At 33.1% G+C, this 26,144-nt stretch carries 20 protein-coding genes; 18 read left to right on the top strand and 2 right to left on the bottom strand.

Annotated features, from left to right (window positions below; genetic code table 11):
- Positions 1–60 precede the first annotated feature (60 nt).
- Entirely contained in the window at positions 61–1,068 is a 1,008-nt protein-coding gene (locus OJ995_RS06100) for a 3-oxoacyl-ACP synthase III family protein (protein ID WP_264368622.1), read from the top strand.
- Positions 1,069–1,178: 110 nt separating this feature from the next.
- Here the strand turns inward: OJ995_RS06100 and OJ995_RS06095 are convergent, their stop codons facing one another.
- Positions 1,179–3,593, bottom strand: coding sequence for a TonB-dependent receptor (locus OJ995_RS06095; protein ID WP_264368621.1), 2,415 nt, complete (start codon positions 3,591–3,593; stop codon positions 1,179–1,181).
- A gap of 168 nt (positions 3,594–3,761) precedes the next feature.
- Here OJ995_RS06095 and argS point away from each other — a divergent pair, with 168 nt between their 5' ends.
- From argS to OJ995_RS06015, 16 genes are all read left to right on the top strand, one after another.
- Positions 3,762–5,543: an arginine--tRNA ligase gene (argS, locus tag OJ995_RS06090; protein ID WP_264368620.1), complete on the top strand. Its 1,782-nt coding sequence runs from the start codon at positions 3,762–3,764 to the stop codon at positions 5,541–5,543.
- 59 nt (positions 5,544–5,602) lie between these two features.
- The gene (locus OJ995_RS06085) at positions 5,603–7,054 is read left to right on the top strand and encodes an SGNH/GDSL hydrolase family protein (RefSeq protein WP_264368619.1); all 1,452 of its coding nucleotides are present in this window, start codon (positions 5,603–5,605) and stop codon (positions 7,052–7,054) included.
- Positions 7,044–8,468 carry a GDSL-type esterase/lipase family protein gene (locus OJ995_RS06080; RefSeq protein ID WP_264368618.1) on the top strand — a complete coding sequence of 475 codons (1,425 nt, stop codon included), beginning with the start codon at positions 7,044–7,046 and terminating at the stop codon, positions 8,466–8,468. Before OJ995_RS06085 ends, OJ995_RS06080 begins: the two co-directional genes overlap by 11 nt.
- Positions 8,468–9,982, top strand: coding sequence for an MBOAT family O-acyltransferase (locus OJ995_RS06075; RefSeq protein WP_264368617.1), 1,515 nt, complete (start codon positions 8,468–8,470; stop codon positions 9,980–9,982). Before OJ995_RS06080 ends, OJ995_RS06075 begins: the two co-directional genes overlap by 1 nt.
- A 59-nt stretch (positions 9,983–10,041) precedes the next feature.
- Positions 10,042–10,245, top strand: coding sequence for a DUF6132 family protein (locus OJ995_RS06070; RefSeq protein ID WP_133609838.1), 204 nt, complete (start codon positions 10,042–10,044; stop codon positions 10,243–10,245).
- A gap of 136 nt (positions 10,246–10,381) precedes the next feature.
- A complete protein-coding gene (locus OJ995_RS06065) occupies positions 10,382–10,624 on the top strand; it encodes a hypothetical protein (RefSeq protein WP_133609840.1) in 243 nt (80 codons plus the stop codon).
- A gap of 61 nt (positions 10,625–10,685) precedes the next feature.
- On the top strand, positions 10,686–12,284 hold the full coding sequence (locus OJ995_RS06060) for a hypothetical protein (protein WP_264368616.1): 1,599 nt from the start codon (positions 10,686–10,688) through the stop codon (positions 12,282–12,284).
- A 108-nt stretch (positions 12,285–12,392) separates the two neighbouring features.
- Positions 12,393–12,599, top strand: coding sequence for a hypothetical protein (locus OJ995_RS06055; RefSeq protein WP_026724543.1), 207 nt, complete (start codon positions 12,393–12,395; stop codon positions 12,597–12,599).
- Between the two features lie 273 nt (positions 12,600–12,872).
- A complete protein-coding gene (locus OJ995_RS06050; protein ID WP_264368615.1) occupies positions 12,873–14,180 on the top strand; it encodes a TolC family protein in 1,308 nt (435 codons plus the stop codon).
- A 48-nt stretch (positions 14,181–14,228) separates the two neighbouring features.
- Positions 14,229–15,314: an efflux RND transporter periplasmic adaptor subunit gene (locus OJ995_RS06045; RefSeq protein ID WP_264368614.1), complete on the top strand. Its 1,086-nt coding sequence runs from the start codon at positions 14,229–14,231 to the stop codon at positions 15,312–15,314.
- Positions 15,315–15,378: 64 nt separating this feature from the next.
- Positions 15,379–18,576, top strand: coding sequence for an efflux RND transporter permease subunit (locus OJ995_RS06040; RefSeq protein ID WP_264368613.1), 3,198 nt, complete (start codon positions 15,379–15,381; stop codon positions 18,574–18,576).
- A 45-nt stretch (positions 18,577–18,621) separates the two neighbouring features.
- Positions 18,622–18,927, top strand: coding sequence for a hypothetical protein (locus tag OJ995_RS06035; RefSeq protein WP_264368612.1), 306 nt, complete (start codon positions 18,622–18,624; stop codon positions 18,925–18,927).
- A gap of 12 nt (positions 18,928–18,939) precedes the next feature.
- Positions 18,940–19,128: a YgaP family membrane protein gene (locus OJ995_RS06030; protein ID WP_133609854.1), complete on the top strand. Its 189-nt coding sequence runs from the start codon at positions 18,940–18,942 to the stop codon at positions 19,126–19,128.
- 47 nt (positions 19,129–19,175) lie between these two features.
- On the top strand, positions 19,176–19,616 hold the full coding sequence (locus OJ995_RS06025) for a hypothetical protein (protein ID WP_264368610.1): 441 nt from the start codon (positions 19,176–19,178) through the stop codon (positions 19,614–19,616).
- Positions 19,617–19,743: 127 nt separating this feature from the next.
- Complete coding sequence (gene ffh, locus OJ995_RS06020; RefSeq protein WP_264368609.1) at positions 19,744–21,081, top strand: signal recognition particle protein; 1,338 nt, start codon at positions 19,744–19,746, stop codon at positions 21,079–21,081.
- Between the two features lie 63 nt (positions 21,082–21,144).
- The gene (locus OJ995_RS06015; protein ID WP_194094873.1) at positions 21,145–22,026 is read left to right on the top strand and encodes a bifunctional 5,10-methylenetetrahydrofolate dehydrogenase/5,10-methenyltetrahydrofolate cyclohydrolase; all 882 of its coding nucleotides are present in this window, start codon (positions 21,145–21,147) and stop codon (positions 22,024–22,026) included.
- A 427-nt stretch (positions 22,027–22,453) separates the two neighbouring features.
- On the opposite strand, the gene OJ995_RS06010 is transcribed toward OJ995_RS06015, so the two are convergent.
- Entirely contained in the window at positions 22,454–24,049 is a 1,596-nt protein-coding gene (locus tag OJ995_RS06010) for a peptide chain release factor 3 (protein WP_264368608.1), read from the bottom strand.
- Between the two features lie 127 nt (positions 24,050–24,176).
- Here OJ995_RS06010 and OJ995_RS06005 point away from each other — a divergent pair, with 127 nt between their 5' ends.
- Positions 24,177–26,144: a peptidylprolyl isomerase gene (locus OJ995_RS06005; RefSeq protein ID WP_264368607.1), complete on the top strand. Its 1,968-nt coding sequence runs from the start codon at positions 24,177–24,179 to the stop codon at positions 26,142–26,144.

The following is a 26,144-nucleotide window of genomic DNA, read 5'->3' as shown; positions in this document are numbered from 1 at the left end:
TCAATAAATACGCTTAAAGTTTGTATTTTTGCAGGCTAAGTTTAATTAAAGAAATAAATTATGTTTCATTCTAAAATATCAGGAATAGGCTATTACGTGCCAGATAATATTGTTACCAATGATGATTTGGCCAAAAAAATGGAAACCAATGATGAGTGGATTCAGGAAAGAACCGGAATTCAAGAACGACGCCATATCATAAGAGGTGAAGACACAACAACATCAATGGGTGTAAAAGCTGCTAAGATTGCCATTGAGCGTGCAGGGATAGCTAAAGAAGATATTGATTTTGTCATATTTGCAACCTTAAGTCCTGATTATTATTTCCCAGGTCCAGGTGTTTTAGTGCAACGCGATTTAGGTCTAAAAACCGTTGGTGCTTTAGATGTTCGTAATCAATGTTCTGGGTTTGTGTATGCAATTTCAATTGCGGATCAATACATCAAAACCGGAATGTATAAAAATGTTTTAGTAATTGGGTCTGAACTACATTCAACTGGTTTAGATATGACAACTAGAGGAAGAGGTGTTTCTGTAATTTTTGGAGATGGAGCAGGAGCAGCAGTACTTTCTAGAGAAGAAGATTTATCTAAAGGAATTTTGTCTACGCATTTACATTCAGAAGGGCAACATGCCGAAGAATTATCATTAATTGCGCCAGGAATGGGAAAACGTTGGGTAACTGATATCATTGCTGATAACGATCCAAATGATGAAAGTTATTATCCTTACATGAACGGACAATTCGTATTTAAAAATGCAGTAGTTCGTTTTAGCGAAGTCATTAATGAAGGATTACAAGCGAATAATTTACAAGTTTCTGACATTAATATGTTGGTGCCACATCAAGCGAATTTGAGAATTTCGCAATTCATTCAACAGAAATTCCGTTTAACAGATGACCAAGTATTCAACAATATTCAAAAATATGGTAACACCACTGCAGCTTCCATTCCAATTGCTTTAACCGAAGCTTGGGAACAAGGTAAAATTAAATCGGGCGATTTAGTGGTTTTAGCTGCTTTTGGTTCTGGATTTACTTGGGGAAGTGTGATTATTAGATGGTAATTAGAAGTTAGAGAAAAGAAGCAAGAAGCAAGAGAAAAGGTTATTATAAAAAAAGCGTTCTGAAATTTTCAGAACGCTTTTTTGCTTTTGCCTAATGCCTAATAGCTATATTAAAACATTCCGCCACCACCACTAGTTTCATTGGCATCTCTTTGTTTTCTGGTTAAAGCACGGTTTTTTCCACCTCCAAAAATGTAGTTGAATCCAACATAAAACGTTTGACTTTCCCAATAAAATGCTCCTTGTTGTCTGAATGGAATATTACCATCAAAAGCAAAGTTCATATTTTCAAAAACGTCGTTGTAACGAGCTGTGATGGTTCCTTTTCCTTTTAAAATATTATACGTTGCTCCAATATCCATTTTATACATTGGTTCTCTGTCATATTGTAATCCTCTATCTTTTCCTCTGTACATACCAAATAATTGGAAACGTAGATCTTTAGTTGCTGTAAAAGTATTGTTGATTCTTGCATTAAAAGTTACCACATCAACTTCTGCATTTTCTAATGCATTAGTATTTGCGTTTTGTACGGTTCCTTTTGCAGTTTTAAAATAAATATCTGAACTAGCATTTACTGCCCACCATTTTGTGAATTTTAAATTTCCAGAAGTTTCAATTCCAAAGGCATCATTATTATCAAAGTTGTCATACGATAAAATGTTACGATTTGGATTGTTTGGATCGTTGTAAACAGTTCTTGATATTTCATCTGAAATACTTCTGTAAAATACACCACTTGTTATCGAGCCAATTTTTGTATTTCTCGTATAATTTACTTCAAATGAATTAGTAAACTGCGGAACTAATCCAGGATTTCCTCTCGACTCCATTAAAGGTGTTGTCCATTCTCTAATAGGGCTAATTTGTCCAATACTTGGTCGGTCAACTCGTCTTGAGTAATTAAAATTGAATGAGTTTTTGTCGTTTGCTGTATACGTTAAAAATGCCGACGGATAAGCTGTAAACAAGTCGTCAGAAATATTTTGAGCATCATTAAAACTAGGATTAGTCTCGTTGATGGCAAAATTGGCATCCAAGTCAAAATATTCTAAACGAACACCAAGTTGACCGCTCCATTTTCCAATTTGCTTGCCAACATTAGCATAAGCCGAATAGATATTTCTTCCAAATTCAAACGAATTATTAGCGCTTGTAAAACTCGGATTAATATCGTTAAAGCGGTTACCCGAATTTTGAATTCTCGTTTCAACTCCTAATTCTAATTTAGTAGTTTCAGTAATTGGATTTACATAATCAGCATTAAACTGAAAATAATCAGTAGTTCCTTTAACTAAATTGGTTCTTTCATATGTTTCCGTTGGATTTAAAATCGTTTCATCATACACAGTGTTTTCGTCGTTAACCGTATGTGAATAGTTGAATTGAAGTTCTAAATTTTCATCTTTCTTTTCAAAATCATGTTTAAAAACCATATCGTACGTTTGGTTTTTATTATTACTTCTACTATTAAAAAGTTGGTTGGTATTTCTGTTTGAAATAGGGTCGTCATAAGCAACAATTGTTGCTCCGTCACCACTTCCATATGTAAAACTTTGATTAGTATAAGCAGATAATGTGTTTTTATCGTTGATGTAATAATCCATTCCAAATTTCAACAAGTGCGAATTGTTTTTGTTGTTAAAATTAAAATCTTGTCTATTTTCCTGATTGGTTCTTTCACTATCAACAAATCCGTGATTGGCATTTTTACCATGATTGAATCCGTAATTAGTGTAAAAATTCACTTTTCCTACACGGTAATTCATATTCAGAGCCGAGTTTGTTTTTGGAGTAATTCCAAAAGTAACTCCTGTATTTATAGAACCATTAAAACCATCTTGAGAATTTTTATGCAAAATAATATTAATAATTCCACTCATTCCTTCAGGATTGTATTTTGCCGAAGGATTCGTAATCAACTCAATTTGTTTAATTGATGCAGAAGGAATTTGTTGTAACAATTGCTCCACCGAAACATTCGAAGGTTTTCCATCGATAAGTACACGTACATTACTGTTTCCTCTCATGCTGATTTCTTTCGTTTGAGGGTCGATACTAACTGTTGGGATGTTATTCATAATTTCAGAAGCAGTAGTTCCTGAAGCAATTAAATCTTTCCCAACATTAATTACTTTTCTATCAATTTTCTGCACCATGTTAGAACGTTCAGCCACAACTTCTACGTCTTTTAATTCTGATACATCTTCTAAAATAGCGATTGTTCCTAAGTTTTGATTTGCATCTGCTGTTAAATCAATGTTTTTAACAACTGTTGTATAGCCAATGAATTGAATTTCAATAGTATATTTTTGTAATGCTAATTTATTGATGGCGAAATTTCCATCTTCTGTGGTTACACCTCCTGTAACAATCTTGTCATTATCTTTAAGAATAATGTTTACGTAAGGTAAAGGCTCATTTGTTTTTTTGTCAACTACTTTACCTTTAATGCTTCCCGAGTTTTGTGCAAATCCAAAGGCAATTGAGCATAAAAAACAGGTGATAATTAATTTAAGTTTCATTTGTTTGTTTTTGATTAAATGATTGATGATTGTGGTTAATAGACTTCAACAATTGTTAATTGTTACAGTATTTTTAAAATATTTTTTTAATCGAAAAAAAACTAATCACTATTTACTAATCACTAACTACTATTTATTACCTTTGCACGTTCAAAAAAATAAGGTAAAATGACATTACATCACACATTAACAACACACATCCAAAAAGCGGTTCTTGAATTGTTCAATATTTCTATAGAAAAAGTTGAATTTCAGGCTACTAGGAAAGAGTTTGAAGGTGATATTACTATGGTAGTTTTTCCTTTGGTAAAAGCATTAAAAGGTAACCCAGTTGAAATCGGAAATCAGATTGGAAATTACTTAGTAGCGAACGTAAATGAAGTGGCTAAGTTCAATGTCGTAGGAGGATTTTTAAACATTGTGATTTCGGATGCTTTTTATGTAGAATTTTTCAATTCGATTAAAAACAACGAGACGTTTGGTTTTGTAACTCCAAAAGAAGGCGAGAAGGCTGTAATGGTGGAATATTCTTCACCAAATACTAACAAACCCTTGCATTTAGGACACATCAGAAACAATTTATTGGGTTATTCCGTTGCAGAAATCATTAAAGCTTCTGGAAAAAAAGTATATAAAACACAAATCATCAACGATAGAGGAATTCATATCTGTAAATCGATGTTGGCTTGGCAGAAATTTGGAAACGGACAAACGCCAGAATCAACAGGATTGAAAGGAGATAAATTGGTTGGAAATTTCTACGTTGAATTCGACAAACAATACAAAAAAGAAATTTCAGAATTAATCGCTCAAGGTAAAACCGAAGACGAAGCAAAAAAACTAGCACCATCTATTTTGGAAGCACAACAAATGCTTTTAGATTGGGAAAATGGAAAGCCAGAAGTTATCGAACTTTGGAAAACCATGAACCAATGGGTGTATGATGGTTTTGAGCAAACTTATAAAAATTTAGGTGTTAATTTCAATATTCCTAATTATTACGAATCAAACACGTATTTACTTGGAAAAGAAGTAGTACAATTTGGTTTAGAAAAAGGCATTTTCGAGAAAGATCCAGATGGTTCCGTTTGGATTGATTTAACTGCGGATGGTTTAGATAGAAAAATCGTGCTTCGTTCTGATGGAACAGCGGTTTACATGACACAAGATATTGGAACAGCTATTCAACGTGTGAAAGATTTTCCAGATGTTGGAGGAATGGTTTACACCGTTGGAAACGAGCAAGATTATCACTTCAAAGTGTTGTTCTTAATCTTGAAAAAATTAGGATTTGATTGGGCTGATAGCTTATATCACTTATCATACGGAATGGTGGAATTGCCTTCTGGAAAAATGAAATCACGTGAAGGAACAGTTGTAGATGCTGATGATTTAATGGCAGAAATGACTACGACAGCGCAAACTATTTCGGAAGAATTAGGAAAATTAGATGGTTATTCTGAAGATGAAAAAGCGGTATTGTTCAAAACAATCGGTTTAGGCGCTTTGAAATATTATATGCTAAAGGTTGATCCTAAAAAACAAATGATGTTCAACCCAGAAGAATCAGTTGATTTCGCAGGAAATACAGGGCCATTTATTCAATATACTTACGCTCGTATTCAGTCAATTTTAAGAAAAGCAGATTTTGATACTTCAATTTTGATTTCGGGATTAGAATTACACGAAAAGGAGAAAGAATTAATCAAGCAAGTACAATTATTTCCTGAAGTAATTCAAAATGCGGCAGAGAATCATAGTCCGGCGTTGATTGCAAATTATACGTATGAATTGGTAAAAGAATTCAATTCGTTTTATCAACAGGTTTCAATTTTAGGAGAAGAAAATCACGATAAAAAAGTGTTTAGAGTACAATTGTCAAAATCAGTTGGGAACACTATAAAAAATGCATTTCATTTATTAGGAATTGAAGTTCCAGAAAGAATGTAGTTAAAAGAGCGAACTTGAAAATACGAATTAGGAGTTTTAAATACAGCAAGGAAAATTAAGTGAATACATCAAAATATTTTTTTCAAACTTTAATTGTGGTAATCGTTTCTGGATTGTCTTTTTTGGCATTCAAAACGTTTTTACCTAAAAAGTTATTTACGGAAAGTACTTTTAGTTCTAAAAATGTAGTTGTTGATAGTTTGCTTTTGGAAGCTATTGCTGAAGACGAAGGCGAAGTTGTAGAAGATTCTATGGCTAAAACCATTATCGATTACAAAGTGGTAAACGGAATTCAATTTCCGCCAGAAACATTCGAAGAATATACCGGAAATCAGTATTTAGCAACATTTTTCGAAAAATTATTTCAATTAGAAACTAAAAAAGAAGGAAACGTTCGTATAGCTTATTTTGGGGATTCAATGACAGATGGCGATTTAATTGTAAAAGATTTTAGAACTTATTTACAAGAAAAATTTGGTGGTCAAGGTGTTGGATTTGTGAATATTACTTCTGAATCGGCGAGTTCTCGTAGTTCAATTACCCATGAATTTTCAGGAAATTGGAAAACACAATCGTATTTAAAAGTAAAGCGCCCATCTAATCCATTTGGTGTAAACGGTCATGTGTTTTATGCGAATGATACGGCAAATGTAGCTTGGGTAAAATACAAAGCCAATAAAACAAGATTTGCTTCAGAATTACCTCGTCCAACCTTATTCTACGGAAGTTCTTCGAATAAAGAAGGAAAAGTATTTTATATGTCGGGTGCTGATACTATTGTAAAGAAATTGACACCTAATAAAGCGGTTAACACATTAGCTTTATCGGAAGGGAATTTAAAAAGTATCAAAGTGAATTTCAAAAAAGCCGATTCTATTCCAATTTACGGATTCAATTTCGATGATGGCAAAGGTGTTCACGTCGATAATTTCTCGAATAGAGGAAATTCTGGTTTGCCAATTGGAAGTTTTGATGTGGCAACCATGCGTGCATTTCATTCGAAATTAGATTACGATTTAATCGTGTTGCAATATGGTGCTAATGTATTGAACTATGGTTCGTTAAACTACGGATGGTACGAAAAACGAATGACAAAAGTAGTAGCGCATTTGAAAGAATGTTTTCCAGGAGTGTCTATTTTGATTGTTTCAACTGCTGATAAATCTACCAAATATGATTTAGAAATGAAAACCGATTCTGCTGTTGTTCCCTTGAATACGGCACAAAAGCGATATGCAATTAAATCAGAATCGAGTTTTGTCAATATGTACACTTTAATGGGTGGCGATGGTTCTATGATTCAATGGGTAGAACAAGAGCCAGCCAGAGCTAATAAAGATTACACACACTTTAATCACAGAGGAGCTAAAGCAGCTGCAAATTTGATTTTTACGCAATTAAATCAAGGCTATGAAATGTATAAAGATTTGAGAAAGAAGCGTAAAAAACCAGCTGCTCCAGTGAAAAAAGATAGTGTCATCATTAATAAAGATTCCGTTTATGAAGAATAAATTTTTGATGCTTTTGTTGGGATTTTCTTTTTTTGGATTTTCTCAAGACACTTTATTAGTGCCAATGGACTCGGTTTATGTAGATATTCCCGTTGTTGATTCTATTGAAGTTACTTTTACAGGAAACGACATTCACAATCCGAATGCACTTTTGGCGTTTTATGAAAAAATGTACCAATTAGAGCAAAGCAAATCGGGTAAAATTAATATTGTTCATATTGGCGATTCACATATTCAAGCGGATTTATTTACGGCTAAAATTCGTACCCAATTTCAAAAAGTATATGGGAATGGCGGTTTTGGATTTACGTTTCCATATAGCGTAGCTAAGACAAATAACAGTGCTCCAATTCGTTATTCTGCTTCAGGAAATTTTCAAAGTTTTCGAAATTTATATGCCGATGCTAATCGTCCGGTTGGCTTGAGTGGTTTTTCTATGGAAACGACTTCAAAAGATTTTGCGATTCAATTGAATGTAAAAGATGCGCAATATAATTTCACAAAATTGAAAGTGATTACACCTCAAAACGTAAATTTATTTGATGTTTCGGTATCTAATAAAAGTATTGTAATTGAAAGAAAAGTTCCGAAAAAAATCACCCATAAAGTAAAACCAGGTGAAGTTTTAGGAGGAATTGCCGATAAATACAATGTTTCTTTAAAAGCCTTGAAAAAAGCAAACGGTTTAAAAAGTGATATGATTCGCGATGGAAAAGTTTTGACGATTCCAACTAAAGGAACACAATCGAAAAGCACCACAAAAACAGAATATATTCCAATTGAATTACAACCTTCACTATTTTCAAATGATTATATTTCGGAAACGCCTTTAGATAAAATTGCGATTGTTCCGAATCAAGAAATCGATGATTTTGCTTTGAACGGATTGGTTTTGGAAAATGATAATTCGGGTGTCATCTATCACAGTATTGGAGTGAATGGTGCGAAAGCTTCAGATTACAATAAATTCAGATTGTTCAATGAGCAATTGCCAGTATTGAATCCAGATTTAGTGATTATTTCGCTGGGAACAAATGAGAGTTTTGATAAGCAATCAGGCGACCAATATTTTGCACATTTGGACCAAATGATTCAAGGAATTAAAGAGAAAAACCCACAAGTTTGTATTTTGGTAATGACATCGCCGCCTTCGGTTTTACATCGAAAATATAAAAATACATTCATTGAAAAATACGCAGAAATCATCGAAGATAATGCGCATGTTAAAAATTATGCAGTTTGGAATCTTTTGGATGTTTTTGGTGGAAATAAATCCATAAAGCGCAATGCAGCAAAAGGTTATATGGCAAGAGACAAAGTTCATTATTCAAAAGCAGGATATGAAAAACAAGGCGATTTGTTTTTTGAAGCCTTTTTACAATCATACGAATTATTTAAATCGACAAAGCAGTAGTGAAAGCACTTTTTAGCATACAAAATTGGTTTCTTGAAAATGTAGGGAATATCGATTTAGAGACCATTAAAAACTGGTTTTTATTTAATCCAAAACAACCACTTTTATTTAATAGTGCAGTTTTTTTAGGATTTTTTTTAGTCTTTTATATTATTTATATTTTATCAAGAAAAACACATACTTTCCGCATTACTTATGTGGTTTTGTTTTCTTTGTTTTTCTATTATAAATCAAGTGGAATCTATTTTGGATTGTTGATTTTTTCATCGGTTGTTGATTATGTTTTATCGCGATTAATCTATGAAGAAGCCAAACAAGGTTATCGTAAATTTTATATGATATTGAGTTTATTGATTAACCTAGGGATGTTGGCTTATTTTAAATACACCAATTTCTTCATCGATAATTACAATTCACTTTTCGATGGCACTATGAAGTTTGAGGATATTATTCTACCAGTCGGAATTTCATTCTATACGTTTCAAACATTAAGTTATACGATTGATGTTTACCGAAGAGAATTAGAACCTACGAAAAGCTTCATGGATTTCTTGTTCTTCGTTTCGTTTTTCCCGCAATTAGTAGCTGGGCCAATTGTAAGAGCAAGTGATTTCATTCCGCAAATTTATGAGAAATTAAAGTTAACGAAAGAAGATTTCAATCGTGCTTTATTCTTGATTATTGGTGGATTAATCAAAAAAGCAGTTATTTCAGATTACATTTCAAGCAACTTCGTTGATCGCGTTTTTGATGCACCGAATAGTTACACTGCATTCGAAAATTTAATGGCTTCTTATGGTTATGCTATTCAAATTTATTGTGACTTTTCTGGATATTCTGATATTGCAATTGGATTAGCTTTATTAATGGGATTCTGGTTGCCTGATAACTTTAGAACGCCATATCAATCCGGTTCTATCACTGAATTTTGGAGAAGATGGCATATTTCACTTTCGAGTTGGTTAAGAGATTATTTGTACATTACTTTAGGTGGAAACAGAAAAGGAAAAATCAGAACCTATTTCAACTTATTCATGACGATGCTATTAGGTGGATTATGGCACGGCGCATCATGGAAATTTGTAGTTTGGGGCGTTTTACACGGATTAGCTTTAGTAGTAGAGAAATTCTTTGGTCAGTTTATTAAGTTGCCAAAAAATATATTCGTTAGAACTATCCAAGTTATTTTAACGTTCCACTTTGTTGTGTTTTGTTGGTTGTTTTTTAGAGCGAAAGACTTTGCAACGGCATTTCAAATTGCAGATAATATTGCCAAATTAACTTTCGATTTAAATCAATGGCAAACCATTATTTTAGGTTATAAAAATGTCTTTTTACTAATTGCTATTGGCGTGGTTTGGCATTTTATTCCTGTAAAAACTTTAGCGGGTATGCAAAAAACATTTTCAACTCTACCTTTAGTGGCAAAAGCTGTTTTATTAGGATTGATTTATTGGGTGGTTTATGCAACGGCTTCTGCTGGTGCGCAACCTTTTATTTATTTTCAGTTTTAAGTAACTTTTGTTACCAATTTGCTTTCGTACGAATTGTAACTTTGTTTTTTTAAAACGAGATGAATAAAAGAGAAATTATAATTACGTTTATTGGAGTTGTAATAGGATTAATTTCAGGTTATGCTTATTACCATTATGTTGGATGTGTTTCAGGAACGTGTTCTATCACTTCAAAACCATTAAATAGTACTTTGTATGGAGGCGTATTAGGAGGATTACTATTTAACATGATTAGTGATTTCTTCAAAAAGAAACAATCCTAATTTCTTGTGTAACAAATGTTACCGTAGGTTTTTAAAGTTTGTATATATTTGTTGAATGAAATTTTTAGTTCACATACTTTGTTTTTACTTATTGCTTCTGGTGACGTTGCCATCAGTTAGAGCAATGAAGATGCTTGTGAATGAAAATTGTGAACAAACTTGTAATAAATCAGGCTCAGAATCTTCGGGTTGTGAGAAAGGAAAAATCATCATGAGTTTGAATTTTAGTCCGGTTCAATTTGTAGCCGAATTAGACTTTAAACCCGAAATAACTTTTCCAGAATTCAAAATAGAAAAAGAACAATCGAACTACGAGAAGATCTTTATTTCTAAATACCAACATTCCATTTGGCATCCGCCGAAGTTTTCCATTTCTTAACTTAAAAAAGTTGATTTTTATGTTTGTGTTTTTACACAAGCTAAACTTATAATGGAATAAAATGAAAAATATATTAATCGTGTTTTTGTTGGCTTTTTTTCAGTCAACAATAGCACAAAGCACCTTCGAATATGATGTGGTGTTAACTCCGGTTTCCGTTTCAGGTTTGCCCGGATTGCATTCTTATGCTTTTGCGCAACATAATGGAAAATGGTTAATCATTGGCGGAAGAAAAGACGGTTTACACGCACGTCAGCCTTTTAATGCTTTTCCAGGAGCTCAAAATAATACGGATATGTATGTGGTTGATATTGCAACGCAGCAATCTTGGTCGGCTTCCGTGAATTCGCTTCCAACAGGAATTAAAGAACAATTGCAATCGACCAATATGAATTTTTATCAAGATGGTGATGCTTTGTTTATTATTGGAGGATATGCTTATTCAACAACAACTGCTGATCATAAAACGTTCAATAATTTGACTTCAGTTGACGTGCCTAATTTGATAAATGCTATCATTGCTGGAACTCCAATAACATCCTATTTCGAACAAATATCAAATGATGTTTTTGCGATTACGGGCGGACAATTGGCAAAAATTGGTACTACGTTTTATTTGGTAGGCGGACATCGTTTTGACGGAAGATACAATCCGATGAACAATCCAACGTTTACCCAAACGTATTCGAATGCTATCCGAAAATTTACAATTGATAATTCGGGTGCGAGTTTGAATTATGCCAATTATGAAGAAGTCGTAGATGCCGTTCATTTACACCGTCGCGATTATAATTTATTGCCTCAGATTTTTCCTAATGGAGAATTAGGATACACGATTTCTTCAGGCGTATTTCAAATTGCAGTGGATTTGCCTTTTTTATATCCAGTTGATATAAAAGCAGGAGGCTATTTTCCTCAAACGCAATTCAATCAATATTTAAGCAATTATCATAGTGGAAAGGCTTGTTTGTACGACGCTACCAATAACAGAATGCACAATTTGTTTTTTGGAGGTATGAGCCAGTATTTTTATCAAGCTGGAAATCTAATTCAAGATAATACGGTTCCTTTTGTGAAAACGATTAGTAGAACAACTCGTTTCGCAGATGGAAGTTTACTTGAATATCAATTACCTATTGAAATGCCTAATTTGAAAGGAGCTGGAGCTGAATTCATTCCGAATGAGAATTTACCACATTATTCAAATGAAGTAATTCAATTATCGAATATTACTGCGGATGAATTCGTAATCGGACATTTATTTGGAGGAATTCAAAGTTCATCTCCTTCAGCTTTTACTGATAATCAAACCAATTTAACGAGTGCTGACCCAACGGTTTATGAAGTTAAATTAGTTAAAAATACGTTACTAAGCACGCCTCAAATTGATGGTAAAAATCCTTTTTCATTTACGGTTTCACCTAATCCTACATCAAATGATACGGTTAGAATTCAATTTGATATGGCCTATTCTGCTAAAGTCAATTATATAATATCGACATTAGATGGTAAAATAGCAGAAGAAGGAGAAATCGAAGATGTAAGTGCAGGAATAAATAGTATGAATTTTAGTTTAGCATCAGCCAAATCAGAATTTGTGATTATAACTTTTATTTTTGATGACAAATTTTATGTGTCTCAAAAAGTAATAAAAAAGTAATAACTGTTAAATTAATAAAAAATTAAGAGTACTATTTCTAAAATTATATATATTTGTCATAGTACAATACAAACAAAAAAAATAAATAACAATTTAAAAATACAAAAAATGAAAAAATTAGTTTCAATTATGGCAGTAGCTGCTTTTATGTTTTCAATGAATGTTAATGCTCAAGAGCCAAAACAAAAAGCAAAAAAAGAAACAGCTAAAACTGAAAAATCTTGTTCAACTGCTGACAAAAAATCTTGTGGTTCAGAAGCTAAATCAGGTGGATGTTGTTCATCTAAAAAAGCTGCTGAGAAAAAAGCTGAATAGTTTTACACTCATATTTATAAAGACGCCTCGATTTTATCGGGGCGTTTTTTTATGTAACAAATGTTGCTGACTAGGTTTTTTAAAAGACATAATTTTGAGAAACAATTCATTGAGAAATTGATGATTGTTTTAGTTTTATTGGTTAGTAAAAGAGCATCTGTAAAGGTGCTCTTTTCATTTGTAACAATTGTCACAGGGTTATGTAACTCTTGTTACCGACTACCTTTTTTTACGAATGTACATTTGTAACATAAAATAAGAATAAACTATACTATGAAAAAAGTCAATTTATTAATCGTATTAGGAATGGTAACTGGTGCTGCTTTTGCACAAGATACTTTGACGATTTCAAAAAATGATTTGTTACAAAAAGTCACTGAAAATAACCTACAAATCAAAGTGGCTGAAAAATCATTTCAATCGGCTAAAGCTGATTATCGTCAATCGAATGCACTCTTTTTGCCCAACATTAATGTGTCGCACACAGGAATTTCTACAACTAATCCTTTAATGGCTTTTGGTTCGAAATTAAATCAGGAGATTTTAACCGCTTCCGATTTTAATCCAGCGTTGTTGAATGACCCTGAAAAAACGCAAAACTTCGCAACTAAAATCGAAGTGCAACAACCTCTTTTTAATTTAGATGGTTTATATGGAAGACAAGCGGCTAAAGCAAAAATGGATGCTTTTCAATTACAAACGGAACGAACTAAGGAATATTTAGAATTAGAAGTTTCAAAAGCCTACATGCAATTGCAATTGGCTTATAGAGCAGTCAAAGTTTTGGAAAAAGCGAATACAACCGCGCAAGGCAACTTAAAATTAGTTGAAAATTATTTCAAAAACGGAATGTTGCAAAAAACCGATTTGTTAAACGTGCAAGTTCGTGTGAATGAAATTACGAATCAATTACAATATGCCAAATCAAATGTGCAAAACACATCCGATTATTTAGCATTTTTATTGAACGAAGATATGGCTGGAAAAACCTACAAGCCAGCAGAAGCTTTAGACAATTCAATTGCAATCGAAAGTATGAATACCACAATTTCTGATTCCAGAAAAGATATTCAAGCGATGCAAAAATCATCGGAAGCGTACAAAAAAATGTTTCAATCTTCAAAATTCGGATTCTTACCAAGATTAAATGCTTTTGGAAGTTATGAATTATACGATCAAAATATTTTCGGAACTTCAGCTAAAGGTTATTTAGTGGGTGCCCAATTATCGTGGAATATTTTTGATGGATTTAAAACCATTGGAAAAACTCAAAAAGCAAAAGCTGATTTTGAAAAAGCCGAAATTGAAACCGAACAATACAAAAAGCAAAGCCAGTTAGAATTGAGCAAAACTAATCGTCAATTGCTAGATGCAGAAAACAAAGTGAATTTATCCAAATTAGCTTTTGAACAATCGCAAGAAGCTTTTAGAATTCGCCAAAATAGATTTACACAAGGATTAGAAAAAACAACCGATTTATTAATGGCTGAAACGCAAATGGCACAAAAAGAATTAGAGCATTTGCAAGCCGTTTTCGAATATAACTTTACCAAACAATACTTACAATTTTTAACGAAATAAATCTCAAGAACAAGTACAATTACAAGTTCAAACTCAAAACTAAATAATATGAAAAAGATAATAACTATAATCACTTTGTCTTCACTAATCTTAACTTCTTGTGGGAGTGATAAAAAAGAAAATGTAGCTGATTTACCTGCAGTTCCAGTAAAAGTGGCTGGAAATTCAGGAAATTCTAATAGTCCATACGTAACGGCAAGTGGAAAAATCGAATCGGAAAACAGTGCGAATCTAAGTACCAGAATGATGGGTTATATAACCAAAGTAAATGTAAAAGTGGGACAAAATGTTTCGGCTGGACAACTTTTGGTAAGCATCAATAACACCGATTTACAAGCGAAAAAAGCACAAGTTGACGCTTCTATAACACAAGCGACAGCAGCTTACAACAATGCCAAAAAAGATTATGATCGTTTTGTGAACTTGTTTGCACAACAATCAGCTTCGCAAAAAGAATTGGACGATATGACAGCACGATACGAAATGGCAAAAGCAGGTTTAGAAGCCGCTAAACAAATGCGAAACGAAGTGATGGCTCAGTTCTCTTATTCCAATATTACCGCTCCATTTAGTGGAACCGTAACCAATACATTCGTAAAAGAAGGTGATATGGCGAATCCAGGAATGCCTTTAGTAAGTATAGAAGGCGCTTCAAGATTACAAGTAACGGCTATGGTTTCAGAAAGCGATATTTCCAATGTAAAAAACGGAATGCCAGTAAAAATCAATGTGAAATCATTAAATAAAGAAGTTGCTGGAAAAGTATCCGAAGTGAGTTTATCCGCAAAAAATACGGGTGGACAATATTTAGTGAAAGTAACTTTGGACAAAATGGATAAAGAAATTTTATCAGGAATGTTTGTAAATGTACAATTCCCAACGGCTAAAAAAGAAGCAACTGTTGTGAAATCGGATGTAGTTATGGTTCCTGAAAGTGCTTTGGTGAAACAAGGTCAGTTAACCGGAATTTACACGGTAGGAAGCGGTAATGTAGCTATTTTAAGATGGTTGCGAATTGGGAAAACATTCGGAAATCAAGTAGAAGTATTATCTGGATTATCAGGAGACGAGCAATACATCGTTTCAGCAGAAGGGAAATTATTCAACGGAGCTAAAGTTCAATTAGACAATTAATCAATTAGACAATATGTCAATTAATTGTCACATCGACACATTGTCTCATTAACAAATTAGAATCATGCAAGAAGGTATATCAGGTAAAATAGCCAATTTTTTCATCAACTCAAAACTAACCATTTTATTGATGGTAGCGTTGATGATTATTGGTACATACAGTTCGTTCTTAATTCCAAGAGAAGAAGAACCACAAATTAATGTTCCTATGGCCGACGTAATGGTGGGTTATCCAGGAGCAAGTCCAAGCGAAGTTGAAAGCAGAGTAATCAAACCACTTGAAAAAGTAATTTCAAACATCAAAGGAGTTGAGCACATTCACAGTATGGCAATGAACGGTCAGGCAATGATGGTTGTGCAATTTTATGTGGGTGAAAACAGCGAAGATTCGTATGTGAAATTATACGATGAATTGATGAAACACCAAAATATGTTTCCACAAGGTGTTTATCAACCAATGGTAAAAACGCGTTCTATTGACGATGTTCCGATGTTAGGATTAACACTTTGGAGCGAAAAATACGATGATTTTCAACTGCGTCAAATAGCAGAAGAAGTTACTTCGGAAGTTGAAAAAGTAAAAGACGTTGCCGTTACGAAAGAAATTGGTGGTAGAACACGAGAGCTAAAAGTAGTTTTGGATAAAGACAAAATGGGCGAAAATGGTGTAGATGCGTTGAGCATTATGCAAATGATTCAAGCCAATAACGGAAGTTCGCAATCAGGAAGTTTTGTTCAAAATGATACAGAATATTTAGTTACAACCGGTAAGTTTTTATCCACTTCTGAAGATGTAGAAAACTTGGTGGTTGGCGTAAATAATAATATGCCCGTTTATCTAAAACAAGTAGCATCTATTCAAGATGGACCACAAACACCAAAGAATTATGTTTCTTTTGGGTACGGAAAAGCGAATGAAAATTTCGCAAAACACAATTCGGAATATCCAGCTGTAACCATTTCGATTGCAAAAGTTAAAGGTGCTGATGCAATGAAAATTTCAGAGAAAATTCTGGAACGAGTAGAAGCCTTAAAGAAAAATGTAATTCCAACTGATGTACACGTTGAAGTTTCTAGAAACTATGGAGAAACAGCATCGCACAAAGTAGGAGAGTTGTTATTACATTTAGGTGTTGCCATTATTGCAGTAACTGTTTTAGTAATGTTAGCTATGGGCTGGAGAGGCGGATTAGTCGTGTTTTTCTCCGTTCCATTAACGTTTGCTTTGACATTATTTAGTTACTATTTATTGGGCTATACTTTAAATCGAATCACGCTTTTTGCCTTAGTTTTTGTGGTAGGAATTGTTGTGGACGATAGTATTATTATTGCCGAGAACATGCACCGCCATTTCAAAATGAAGCGACTGCCGTTCAAACAAGCGGCTATTTATGCGATTAACGAAGTAGGAAACCCAACCATTTTAGCAACCTTCACTGTAATTGCAGCTATCTTGCCAATGGCTTTCGTGTCAGGAATGATGGGGCCTTACATGAGTCCGATGCCAATTGGTGCTTCGATTGCGATGATATTATCGTTGTTTGTAGCTTTGACCGTTACACCTTATTTGGGATACCATTTATTACATGAAAAAGATGAGCAAGAACATAAAGAGGAACAAGGTTTAGAAACCTCTTGGATATATCGAATTTATAAAAAAGTAGAAGAGCCACTTTTAGACAATTCTAAAAAACGTAATCTAATGTTTTTGGTAACAGGCGTTTTGTTAATCGGATCTGTATTGATGTTTTTTACGAAATCAGTTGCGGTTAAGATGTTGCCTTTTGACAATAAAAACGAATTCCAAGTCGTAATCGATATGCCAGAAGGAACAACGTTAGAACGAACAGCAGCGGTTACTAAAGAAATTGCGCAATATCTTTCAACTGTTCCTGAAGTGGTGGATTATCAGAATTATGTGGGTGCATCGGCTCCAATAACTTTTAACGGTTTGGTGCGTCATTATGATATGCGTGGTGGAAGCAATATGGCGGACATTCAAGTGAATTTACTACACAAAGAAGATAGAGATTTACAAAGTCATGATATCGCAAAAGTTGTACGTCCACAAGTCCAAAAAATTGCAAAAAAATATGGTGCGAATGTGAAAATTGTAGAAGTTCCACCTGGACCACCAGTTTTATCAACTTTAGTAGCTGAGGTTTACGGACCAAATTATGAAGATCAAATCAAGGTTGCGAATCAAGTTAAAACTATTTTGGAAACTACTTCAGATGTAGTAGATACTGATTGGATGGTAGAAGCACCTCAAGTAGAATACAAATTAGAAGTTGACAGAGAAAAAGCCATGTTAAATGGAATTGCTCCACAGCAAGTAGTTGGTAACTTAACGTATTTGTTGAGAGAAATGCCAGTTTCTAACTTGTACGATGAGCGTTCGAATAATCCTGTTGGCATTACACTTTCATTAGAAGACAAAGACAAAACTTCGATGCAAGATATTCAAAACTTGAAAATAAAAGGCAATCGTGGCAATGTGGTTCCTGTTAGTGATTTGGTAAAAGTTACAACAGATACCTTACAAAATACGATTTACAGAAAAGACCAAAAACGCGTGGTATATGTTTTAGCTGATATGGCGGGAGCATTAGAAAGTCCGGTGTATGCGATTTTGGGAATGAATGAGAAGTTAGAAAAAATGCAATTGCCAAAAGGCTATAAAGTAAACGAATTGTACATGGATACTCCATCAGATGAAAGTGATTTCACTGTAAAATGGGATGGAGAATGGCAAATAACCTTAGAAGTGTTCCGTGATTTAGGAGCTGCTTTTTTGGTCGTAATTATTGTGATTTACATGTTGATTGTAGGTTGGTTCCAAAACTTCAAAACACCTTTAGTAATGATGGTTGCCATTCCACTTTCGTTAGTTGGAATTGTATTAGGTCACTGGGTTTTAGGAGCTTTCTTTACAGCCACTTCGTTCATTGGAATGATTGCTTTAGCAGGAGTTATGGTTCGGAATTCGGTCTTACTAATTGACTTTATCGAAATTCGTTTAAACGATGGTATTCCAATGAAACAGGCTATTATTGAAGCTGGAGCCGTTAGAACAACACCAATTTTGTTAACTACCGGAGCAGTAGTAATCGGAGCATCCATAATCTTGTTCGATCCAATTTTCCAAGGATTAGCGATTTCGTTAGTGGCGGGTGCAATTGTTTCAACATTACTAACATTGATTGTAGTTCCATTAATCTACTACATCACGGAACGTAAAAAATGGGAGAAAAATAATTAAATTAATGTCATTCTGAACTTGTATCAGAATCTAAAAAATATAAACATGAAATTAGTGTTAATTACCGCCATAGCAGAATTTGAAAAAGACGTCAAAAAGATGCTAAAAGAAGCTAAAGTAAAATCGTATTCGTACAGAGATGTAAAAGGTTTTAGAGACGCTTCGGAAGAAGGAGTAGAATCCAATTGGTTTGGTTCAGAAATGAATGAAACAGATTCAGTAGTTTTTTACGCATTCATTTTACAACAAAATTTAGATACTTTGTTTGAAGAAGTTAATAAATTCAACAAAGAGCAAAAAACAATATCAAAAGTTCATTTAGCAGTATTTTCAGTAGAACAGTATAATTAAAAATTAAAGATTATGATAAACAGATTAATAAGAGCAATAGCAGGAACCTTCATCATTTTAAGTGTGTTGTTAGGGATGTATGTGAATGAAAATTGGTATTGGTTTACAATTTTTGTTGGTGCCAATTTGTTACAATCCTCTATTACCAAATGGTGTTTAATGGAAGATATTTTAAGAAAAGTATTTAAGATTCAAGATTAAACAATACTATTTTTCATAATTTAGCGTTATTAAACAAAATGAAAATTATGAAAAAACTAAAATTAATTTCAATTTTATCCTTGCTTTTATTTGTTGGGATAAGTTGTAGTGATGAAGATGATACTTCAAATCAAGTTTCGTCTCCTTCTCAAATGACTACTACTGTTACTGATGGTACATGGATTGTAACATTGTATAAAGAGGATGCGGTAATTAAAACCGATAATTATTCAGGCTATAGTTTTACCTTTGGTACGGATGGTTCTTTAACGGCAACTAATGGTGCTACAACTCAATCAGGTGATTGGAGTACTTATACAGATAGCGGTTATACCAAATTAGATATAATATTTGAGGCTCTTGACGGACCATTTGAAGAAATTAGCGAAGATTGGAATGTGATTTCAAGAACTGATACTAAAATCGAATTAAAACACGTGAGTGGTGGCGATGGAAGTATTGATTATTTAACTTTTGAGAAAGACTAACAAAATTCAAATAAAATTAAAACCAGCTTTTACAGCTGGTTTTTTTATTTAGAACAAACCCCTTTTCTCACTTTGCAACTTTGTAACTTTATCTTATCTTTGCACCTCATTAAACAAAGACAAAATTATGTTTGATAATTTAAGTGATAAGTTAGATAAAGCGTTTCATATATTAAAAGGACATGGTAAAATTACCGATGTTAACGTTGCTGATACTCTTAAGGAAGTTCGTAGAGCCTTATTGGATGCCGACGTAAATTTTAAAATTGCTAAAGATTTTACCACTAGAGTAAAAGAAAAAGCAATTGGTGAAAACGTATTAACTACGTTACAACCTGGTCAATTAATGATTAAAATCGTTAAAGACGAGTTGACCGAATTAATGGGTGGTGATGCTGCTGGAATAAATCTTTCAGGAAATCCTTCTGTGATTTTAATGTCGGGTTTGCAAGGTTCTGGTAAAACTACTTTTTCTGGAAAATTAGCCAACTTTTTAAAAACTAAAAAGAACAAGAAACCTTTATTGGTAGCTTGTGATATCTATCGTCCTGCGGCAATTAATCAGTTGCACGTTGTGGGTGGACAAATTGGGGTTGAAGTTTATTCAGAACCAGAGAATAAAAATCCTGTTGAAATTGCTCAAAACGCTATCAAGCATGCAAAAGCAAATGGTTTCAACGTAGTTATCATCGATACCGCTGGTCGTTTGGCTGTGGATGAAGAAATGATGAATGAAATTGCTAATGTTCATAAAGCGATTCAACCACAAGAAACGTTATTTGTGGTGGATGCCATGACAGGTCAAGATGCGGTAAATACTGCAAAAGCTTTCAACGATAGATTGAATTTTGACGGAGTTATCTTAACGAAGTTAGATGGTGATACACGCGGTGGAGCTGCTATTTCTATTAAATCGGTAGTAAATAAACCAATTAAATTCATCGGTACAGGTGAAAAAATGGAAGCTATTGATGTGTTTTATCCAAATCGTATGGCGGATAGAATCTTGGGAATGGGAGACGTTGTTTCCTTAGTAGAAAGAGCACAAGAGCAATACGACGAAGAAGAAGCAAGAAAATTACAAAAGAAAATCGCTAAAAACGAATTTGGTTTTGATGATTTCTTAGCGCAAATTCAGCAAATCAAGAAAATGGGGAATATGAAAGACCTTGTTGGAATGATTCCTGGTGCTGGAAAAGCATTAAAAGATGTTGAAATTGAAGACGATGCTTTCAAGCATATTGAAGCTATTATTCAATCTATGACGCCGGATGAAAGAAGTAAGCCATCTTTAATAGACGTAAAACGTAAAACTAGAATTGCCAAAGGTTCGGGGACAAAAATTGAACAAGTCAACCAATTGATGAAGCAATTCGACCAAATGAGCAAAATGATGAAAATGATGCAAGGTGGCGCAGGTAAAAACCTGATGAAAGCCATGGGCGGAATGAAAGGCATGAGATAATAGGTATAGACGCGATTTATCGCGTCTTTTTTATAGAATAAACACAACAAACAACACAACAAAATGCAATTATTAGACGGAAAAAAAGTATCGGAAGATATTAAAAATGAAATCGCCGCTGAGGTTGCTCAAATGAAAGCTAATGGTGAAAAAGTACCTCATTTAGCAGCAATCATTGTGGGTAATGACGGAGCGAGTTTAACGTATGTAGGAAGCAAAGTAAAATCGTGCGAGCGCGTAGGATTTGAATCGACTTTGATTAAAATGCCAAGCACGACTTCTGAAACGGAACTTTTGAAAAAAATCAAAGAATTGAATGAGAATGACGATATTGATGGATTCATTGTTCAGTTGCCTTTGCCAAAACAAATCGACACTCAGAAAATCATTGAAGCGATTGATCCAAGTAAAGATGTAGATGGTTTCCATCCAGAAAACTTTGGAAAAATGGCTTTAGATATGTCTACTTTTATTCCAGCAACACCTTTTGGAATTTTAGAATTATTAGAAAGATATAATGTGCCAACAGATGGTAAACACACTGTAGTTATCGGTAGAAGTCATATCGTAGGTCGTCCTATGGGAATTTTAATGGGAAGAAAAGGATTTCCAGGAAATTCAACCGTAACGGTTACACATAGTCATTCAAAAAACATTAACCAAATTACATCTCAAGCCGATATTATTATCTCAGCATTAGGAGTTCCAAACTTCCTTAAAGCAGAAATGGTAAAAGACGATGTAGTTGTTATTGACGTAGGAATTACAAGAGTAGAAGACGAAACCACTGAAAAAGGATACAGAATTGTAGGTGACGTAGATTTTGAAAATGTATCTAAAAAAGCCTCATACATTACGCCAGTTCCAGGTGGCGTAGGACCTATGACAATTGCAATGTTGTTGAAAAATACGTTGTTAGCAAGAGAGCAGAAGAGAAATAGATAATTACAAGAATAAATAATTAGAGACCTGAAATTTTTCAGGTCTTTTTTTGTTAGATTTGTTTTAAAGTAAAATGATAAATATGAAATTTGATTTAAAAGTTCGTAGTATTCTAAATATTCTATTTTTTTTGATTGCTTTGACAATTTATCTTTTGCCTAATTTTATAGATAGAGATATTCACAGGATATTACTAAGTAAATTGAATGTTTATGCGTTTTATCCGTGCTTGTTGATTTGTTTATTGATTTCTTTTTTAAATATTTATGTAAATAGAAATAGCAAGGTTTATTTGTACTTAAATAGTATTGTTTTGTTAGCCTTAATTATATTTTTCTTTAAAATAATATATGTTGTCTTTTTTAGAAGTATATAAGAATTTATAATTCAAACAAACAAAAAAGCCATTTCGATTGAAATGGCTTTTCTTTTATCTCTTCTGATAATCCGATGTAAAAAATAATTCTACTGTTGGATATTTCTGTTGTGTCATTTGGATTGAGAAATCGCTATCTGCTAAGAAAACCAATTGTCCGTATTTGTCATGACCTAAAAATTTTTGTTTTACACGTTTAAATTCGGCAAACTCGGTATTTTTAGGATCTTGTGGTTTTACCCAACACGCTTTAAACGCTGGGAAGTTTTCATACGTACATTTTGCGCCATATTCATGCTCTAAACGGTATTGAATAACTTCATATTGAAGCGCTCCAACAGTTCCAATAACTTTTCTGCCGTTCATTTCTAAAGTAAACAACTGAGCCACACCTTCGTCCATTAACTGGTCAACTCCTTTTTCTAATTGTTTCGATTTTAATGGGTCAGCGTTGTTGATGTATCTAAAATGCTCTGGAGAGAAACTTGGAATTCCTTTGAAATTCATGATTTCACCTTCGGTTAACGTATCTCCAATTTTAAAATTTCCGGTATCATGTAAACCTACGATGTCACCAGGATACGAAATATCAACAATCTCTTTTTTCTCAGCAAAAAACGCATTCGGACTCGAGAATTTTAAATTTTTTCCTAAACGAACGTGTAAATACGGTTTGTTTTTTTCAAATGTTCCCGACACAATTTTGATAAACGCCAAACGGTCTCTGTGTTTTGGATCCATGTTGGCATGAATTTTAAATACAAATCCGCTTAATTTTTCTTCTTCAGGATTTACTAAACGTGTATCTGATTCTTTTGCTCTTGGTGTTGGTGCAATTTCAACAAAACAGTCTAATAATTCACGAACTCCAAAATTATTCAAAGCCGAACCAAAGAAAACCGGTTGTAAATCACCTTCCAAATATTCTTCTCTACTAAATGGAGGATATACTTCTTCGATTAATTCTAATTCTTCTCTTAAACGATTCGCAGGTTTTTCACCAATAATTTTTTCTAATTCTGGACTGTTGATGTCGTTAAAAGCAATCGTTTCTTCAATGTTTTTACGGCTATCACCTTCAAAAAGGTTGATGTTCTTTTCCCAAATGTTGTAAATTCCTTGAAAGTCGTATCCCATTCCAATAGGAAAACTCAATGGCGTAACGCGAAGTTTTAATTTTTTCTCCACTTCGTCCATCAAATCAAAGGCATCTTTACCTTCACGGTCTAATTTGTTAATGAAAACAATCATCGGAATGTTTCGCATTCGACAAACTTCTACTAATTTTTCAGTTTGTTCCTCAACCCCTTTTGCTACGTCGATTACTACGATAACACTATCAACTGCAGTTAAAGTTCTAAAAGTATCTTCAGCAAAGTCTTTGTGACCCGGCGTATCTAAGATGTTGATTTTTTTATTTTGATAGTTAAAAGCCAAAACAGAAGTCGCCACCGAAATCCCTCTTTGTCTTTCAATTTCCATGAAATCGGAAGTAGCTCCTTTTTTAATTTTATTACTTTTTACAGCTCCAGCTTCCTGAATAGCGCCTCCAAACAACAATAATTTCTCGGTTAAAGTCGTTTTACCAGCATCAGGATGCGAGATAATTCCAAAAGTTCGTCTTCTTGCTATTTCTTCTATAAAACTCATTATTCAAAATTTTGTGCAAAAGTAACTTTTTTTTGCAGAATTTTCTGTTAATAGTAGCTTATAAATGTTGTGGAATAGTCTCGAATTGTTATTTTTGTCGATTACAACTTAAAATGTATAAATTAATATGAAAATTAATCGCCTACTTATTTTTGGTTTTTTACTGGTTCAATCGTTTTTGTTTGCTCAAACGAAAGAAGTTTTGTTTACGATAGACAATCATCCATACTATACAGATGAATTTGTAAGAGTATACAATAAAAATTTAGATTTAGTTAAAGATGATTCTCAGAAAGATTTAGACAAGTATTTAGACTTGTTTTTGGGGTATAAATTAAAAGTTGAAAAAGCAAATAAACTAGGTTTGCAAAATGGTACTTCTTATCAAAACGAATTGAAATCGTATAGAAATCAGTTGTCTAAGAACTATGTGAATGATTCAAAAGTAACTAACGAATTAGTTCGTGAAGCTTATGAAAGAATGCAACAAGAAGTTAGAGCTTCACATATTTTGGTTTTAGTTGACGAAGGTGCTTCACCACAAGATACTTTAAAAGCATATAATAAAGTAATCGATATAAAAAGAAGATTAGATGCAGGTGAAGATTTTATTAAAGTAGCACAACAATTTTCTGAAGATCCTTCAGTAAAAGAAAATAATGGTGATTTAGGATATTTTTCAGCTTTTAGAATGGTATATCCATTTGAAAACGCAGCTTATAAAACTAAAGTAGGTCAAGTTTCTAAGCCATTTCGTACTCGTTTTGGATATCATATTGTTAAAGTGGTAGATAAAAGAGTGAATAGAGGAGAAGTTACGGTAGCTCACATTATGATTTTAAAACCAAATGTTCCAGATGCAGCTCAACATGAAAAGGCTAAGGCTACGATAGAAGATATTTATAAAAAAATTCAACAAGGAGAAAATTTCGAAAGCCTAGCACAACAATTTTCAGAAGACAAGTCGTCTGCTCCAAAAGGTGGAGTTTTACAGCGTTTTGGTTCAGGGCAGTTGAGTTCAGAAGAGTTTGAGAATGTGGCTTTTGGTATGGTTAAGAAAGATGATATTTCGGCGCCTTTTCAATCGCAATTTGGATGGCATATTGTTAAGTTAATTGATAAACATCCTGTTCGTTCGTTTGAAGATATGAAACTTGAATTAGAAGAAAAAATTAGAAAAGATGAGCGTTCTTTGCTAATTACAAATTCATTAGCTAAAAAATTAAGAACAAAATATTCTACTGTTAAAGATGTTAAAGCATTTACTCAAGTTAAGAAATTAATAACAGATGCATTTTATTCTCAAACTTGGGAAGTTCCTGCAAATACAAAAGAAGGAAATGTAACGGTTTTAACAATTGATAAAACAAAAAAAATTACTTCACCAGCATTCCTTAATTTTGTTTATTCTCAACAGAAAGCAAATATTAAAACCAAACCGGTTGCTAAATTAGCGGATGAATTGTTTGAGAAGTTTACTGACGAACAATTGATTGTTTATTACAATGAAAATTTAGAAAATGAATTTCCTGAGTTTAAATATGTAATGGATGAATATCGTGATGGTTTATTGTTGTTTGATTTGATGGAAAAAGAAATTTGGAATAGAGCTAAATCTGACACAACTGGTTTAATGAATTTTCATAAAGCAAATATTCAAAACTATCAGTGGAAAAAAAGACACAATGTAGATATTTTGTCATCAACAGATAAAGTTACTATTGAAAAAGCTCAAAAATTCCTTAAAAAAGGAAAATCAATTGATTATATTAAAGAAAAATTAAATCAAGATGGTAAGGTAAATATTATGGTAAAATCTGGTCTTTACGAAGAAGATTATGATGTTTTATCACAATATCCAAATGTTGCAACTGGTGTAACTTCGGTAGTTTTAAAAGATAAATACTACTTTGTGGTTAATGTCAAGAATACAAAAGAAGCAGGTCCTAAAGATTTTGTTGATTGTAAAGGAAAAGTAATTAGTGATTACCAGCAGTATTTGGAAAACAATTGGGTTGATGAATTAAAAAGGGAATTCCAAATTAAAGTAAATGCAGATGTATTTACAAAAGTAAAACAGCAATTATCAAAATAG

The organism is Flavobacterium lacisediminis, from assembly GCF_025909975.1.
Lineage (GTDB): Bacteria > Bacteroidota > Bacteroidia > Flavobacteriales > Flavobacteriaceae > Flavobacterium > Flavobacterium lacisediminis.
Note: the sequence above shows the minus strand (reverse complement) of the source record. Positions and strands in the feature narration are given on the sequence as shown.

What these genes read in the sequence shown, in the direction of transcription:
- OJ995_RS06100 (WP_264368622.1), top strand. Translation starts at nt 61, where the DNA reads ATGTTTCATTCTAAAATATCAGGAATAGGCTATTACGTGCCAGATAAT.
- OJ995_RS06095 (WP_264368621.1), bottom strand. Translation starts at nt 3,593, where the DNA reads ATGAAACTTAAATTAATTATCACCTGTTTTTTATGCTCAATTGCCTTT.
- argS (WP_264368620.1), top strand. Translation starts at nt 3,762, where the DNA reads ATGACATTACATCACACATTAACAACACACATCCAAAAAGCGGTTCTT.
- OJ995_RS06080 (WP_264368618.1), top strand. Translation starts at nt 7,044, where the DNA reads ATGAAGAATAAATTTTTGATGCTTTTGTTGGGATTTTCTTTTTTTGGA.
- OJ995_RS06070 (WP_133609838.1), top strand. Translation starts at nt 10,042, where the DNA reads ATGAATAAAAGAGAAATTATAATTACGTTTATTGGAGTTGTAATAGGA.
- OJ995_RS06060 (WP_264368616.1), top strand. Translation starts at nt 10,686, where the DNA reads ATGAAAAATATATTAATCGTGTTTTTGTTGGCTTTTTTTCAGTCAACA.
- OJ995_RS06055 (WP_026724543.1), top strand. Translation starts at nt 12,393, where the DNA reads ATGAAAAAATTAGTTTCAATTATGGCAGTAGCTGCTTTTATGTTTTCA.
- OJ995_RS06050 (WP_264368615.1), top strand. Translation starts at nt 12,873, where the DNA reads ATGAAAAAAGTCAATTTATTAATCGTATTAGGAATGGTAACTGGTGCT.
- OJ995_RS06045 (WP_264368614.1), top strand. Translation starts at nt 14,229, where the DNA reads ATGAAAAAGATAATAACTATAATCACTTTGTCTTCACTAATCTTAACT.
- OJ995_RS06040 (WP_264368613.1), top strand. Translation starts at nt 15,379, where the DNA reads ATGCAAGAAGGTATATCAGGTAAAATAGCCAATTTTTTCATCAACTCA.
- OJ995_RS06035 (WP_264368612.1), top strand. Translation starts at nt 18,622, where the DNA reads ATGAAATTAGTGTTAATTACCGCCATAGCAGAATTTGAAAAAGACGTC.
- OJ995_RS06030 (WP_133609854.1), top strand. Translation starts at nt 18,940, where the DNA reads ATGATAAACAGATTAATAAGAGCAATAGCAGGAACCTTCATCATTTTA.
- OJ995_RS06025 (WP_264368610.1), top strand. Translation starts at nt 19,176, where the DNA reads ATGAAAAAACTAAAATTAATTTCAATTTTATCCTTGCTTTTATTTGTT.
- ffh (WP_264368609.1), top strand. Translation starts at nt 19,744, where the DNA reads ATGTTTGATAATTTAAGTGATAAGTTAGATAAAGCGTTTCATATATTA.
- OJ995_RS06015 (WP_194094873.1), top strand. Translation starts at nt 21,145, where the DNA reads ATGCAATTATTAGACGGAAAAAAAGTATCGGAAGATATTAAAAATGAA.
- OJ995_RS06010 (WP_264368608.1), bottom strand. Translation starts at nt 24,049, where the DNA reads ATGAGTTTTATAGAAGAAATAGCAAGAAGACGAACTTTTGGAATTATC.
- OJ995_RS06005 (WP_264368607.1), top strand. Translation starts at nt 24,177, where the DNA reads ATGAAAATTAATCGCCTACTTATTTTTGGTTTTTTACTGGTTCAATCG.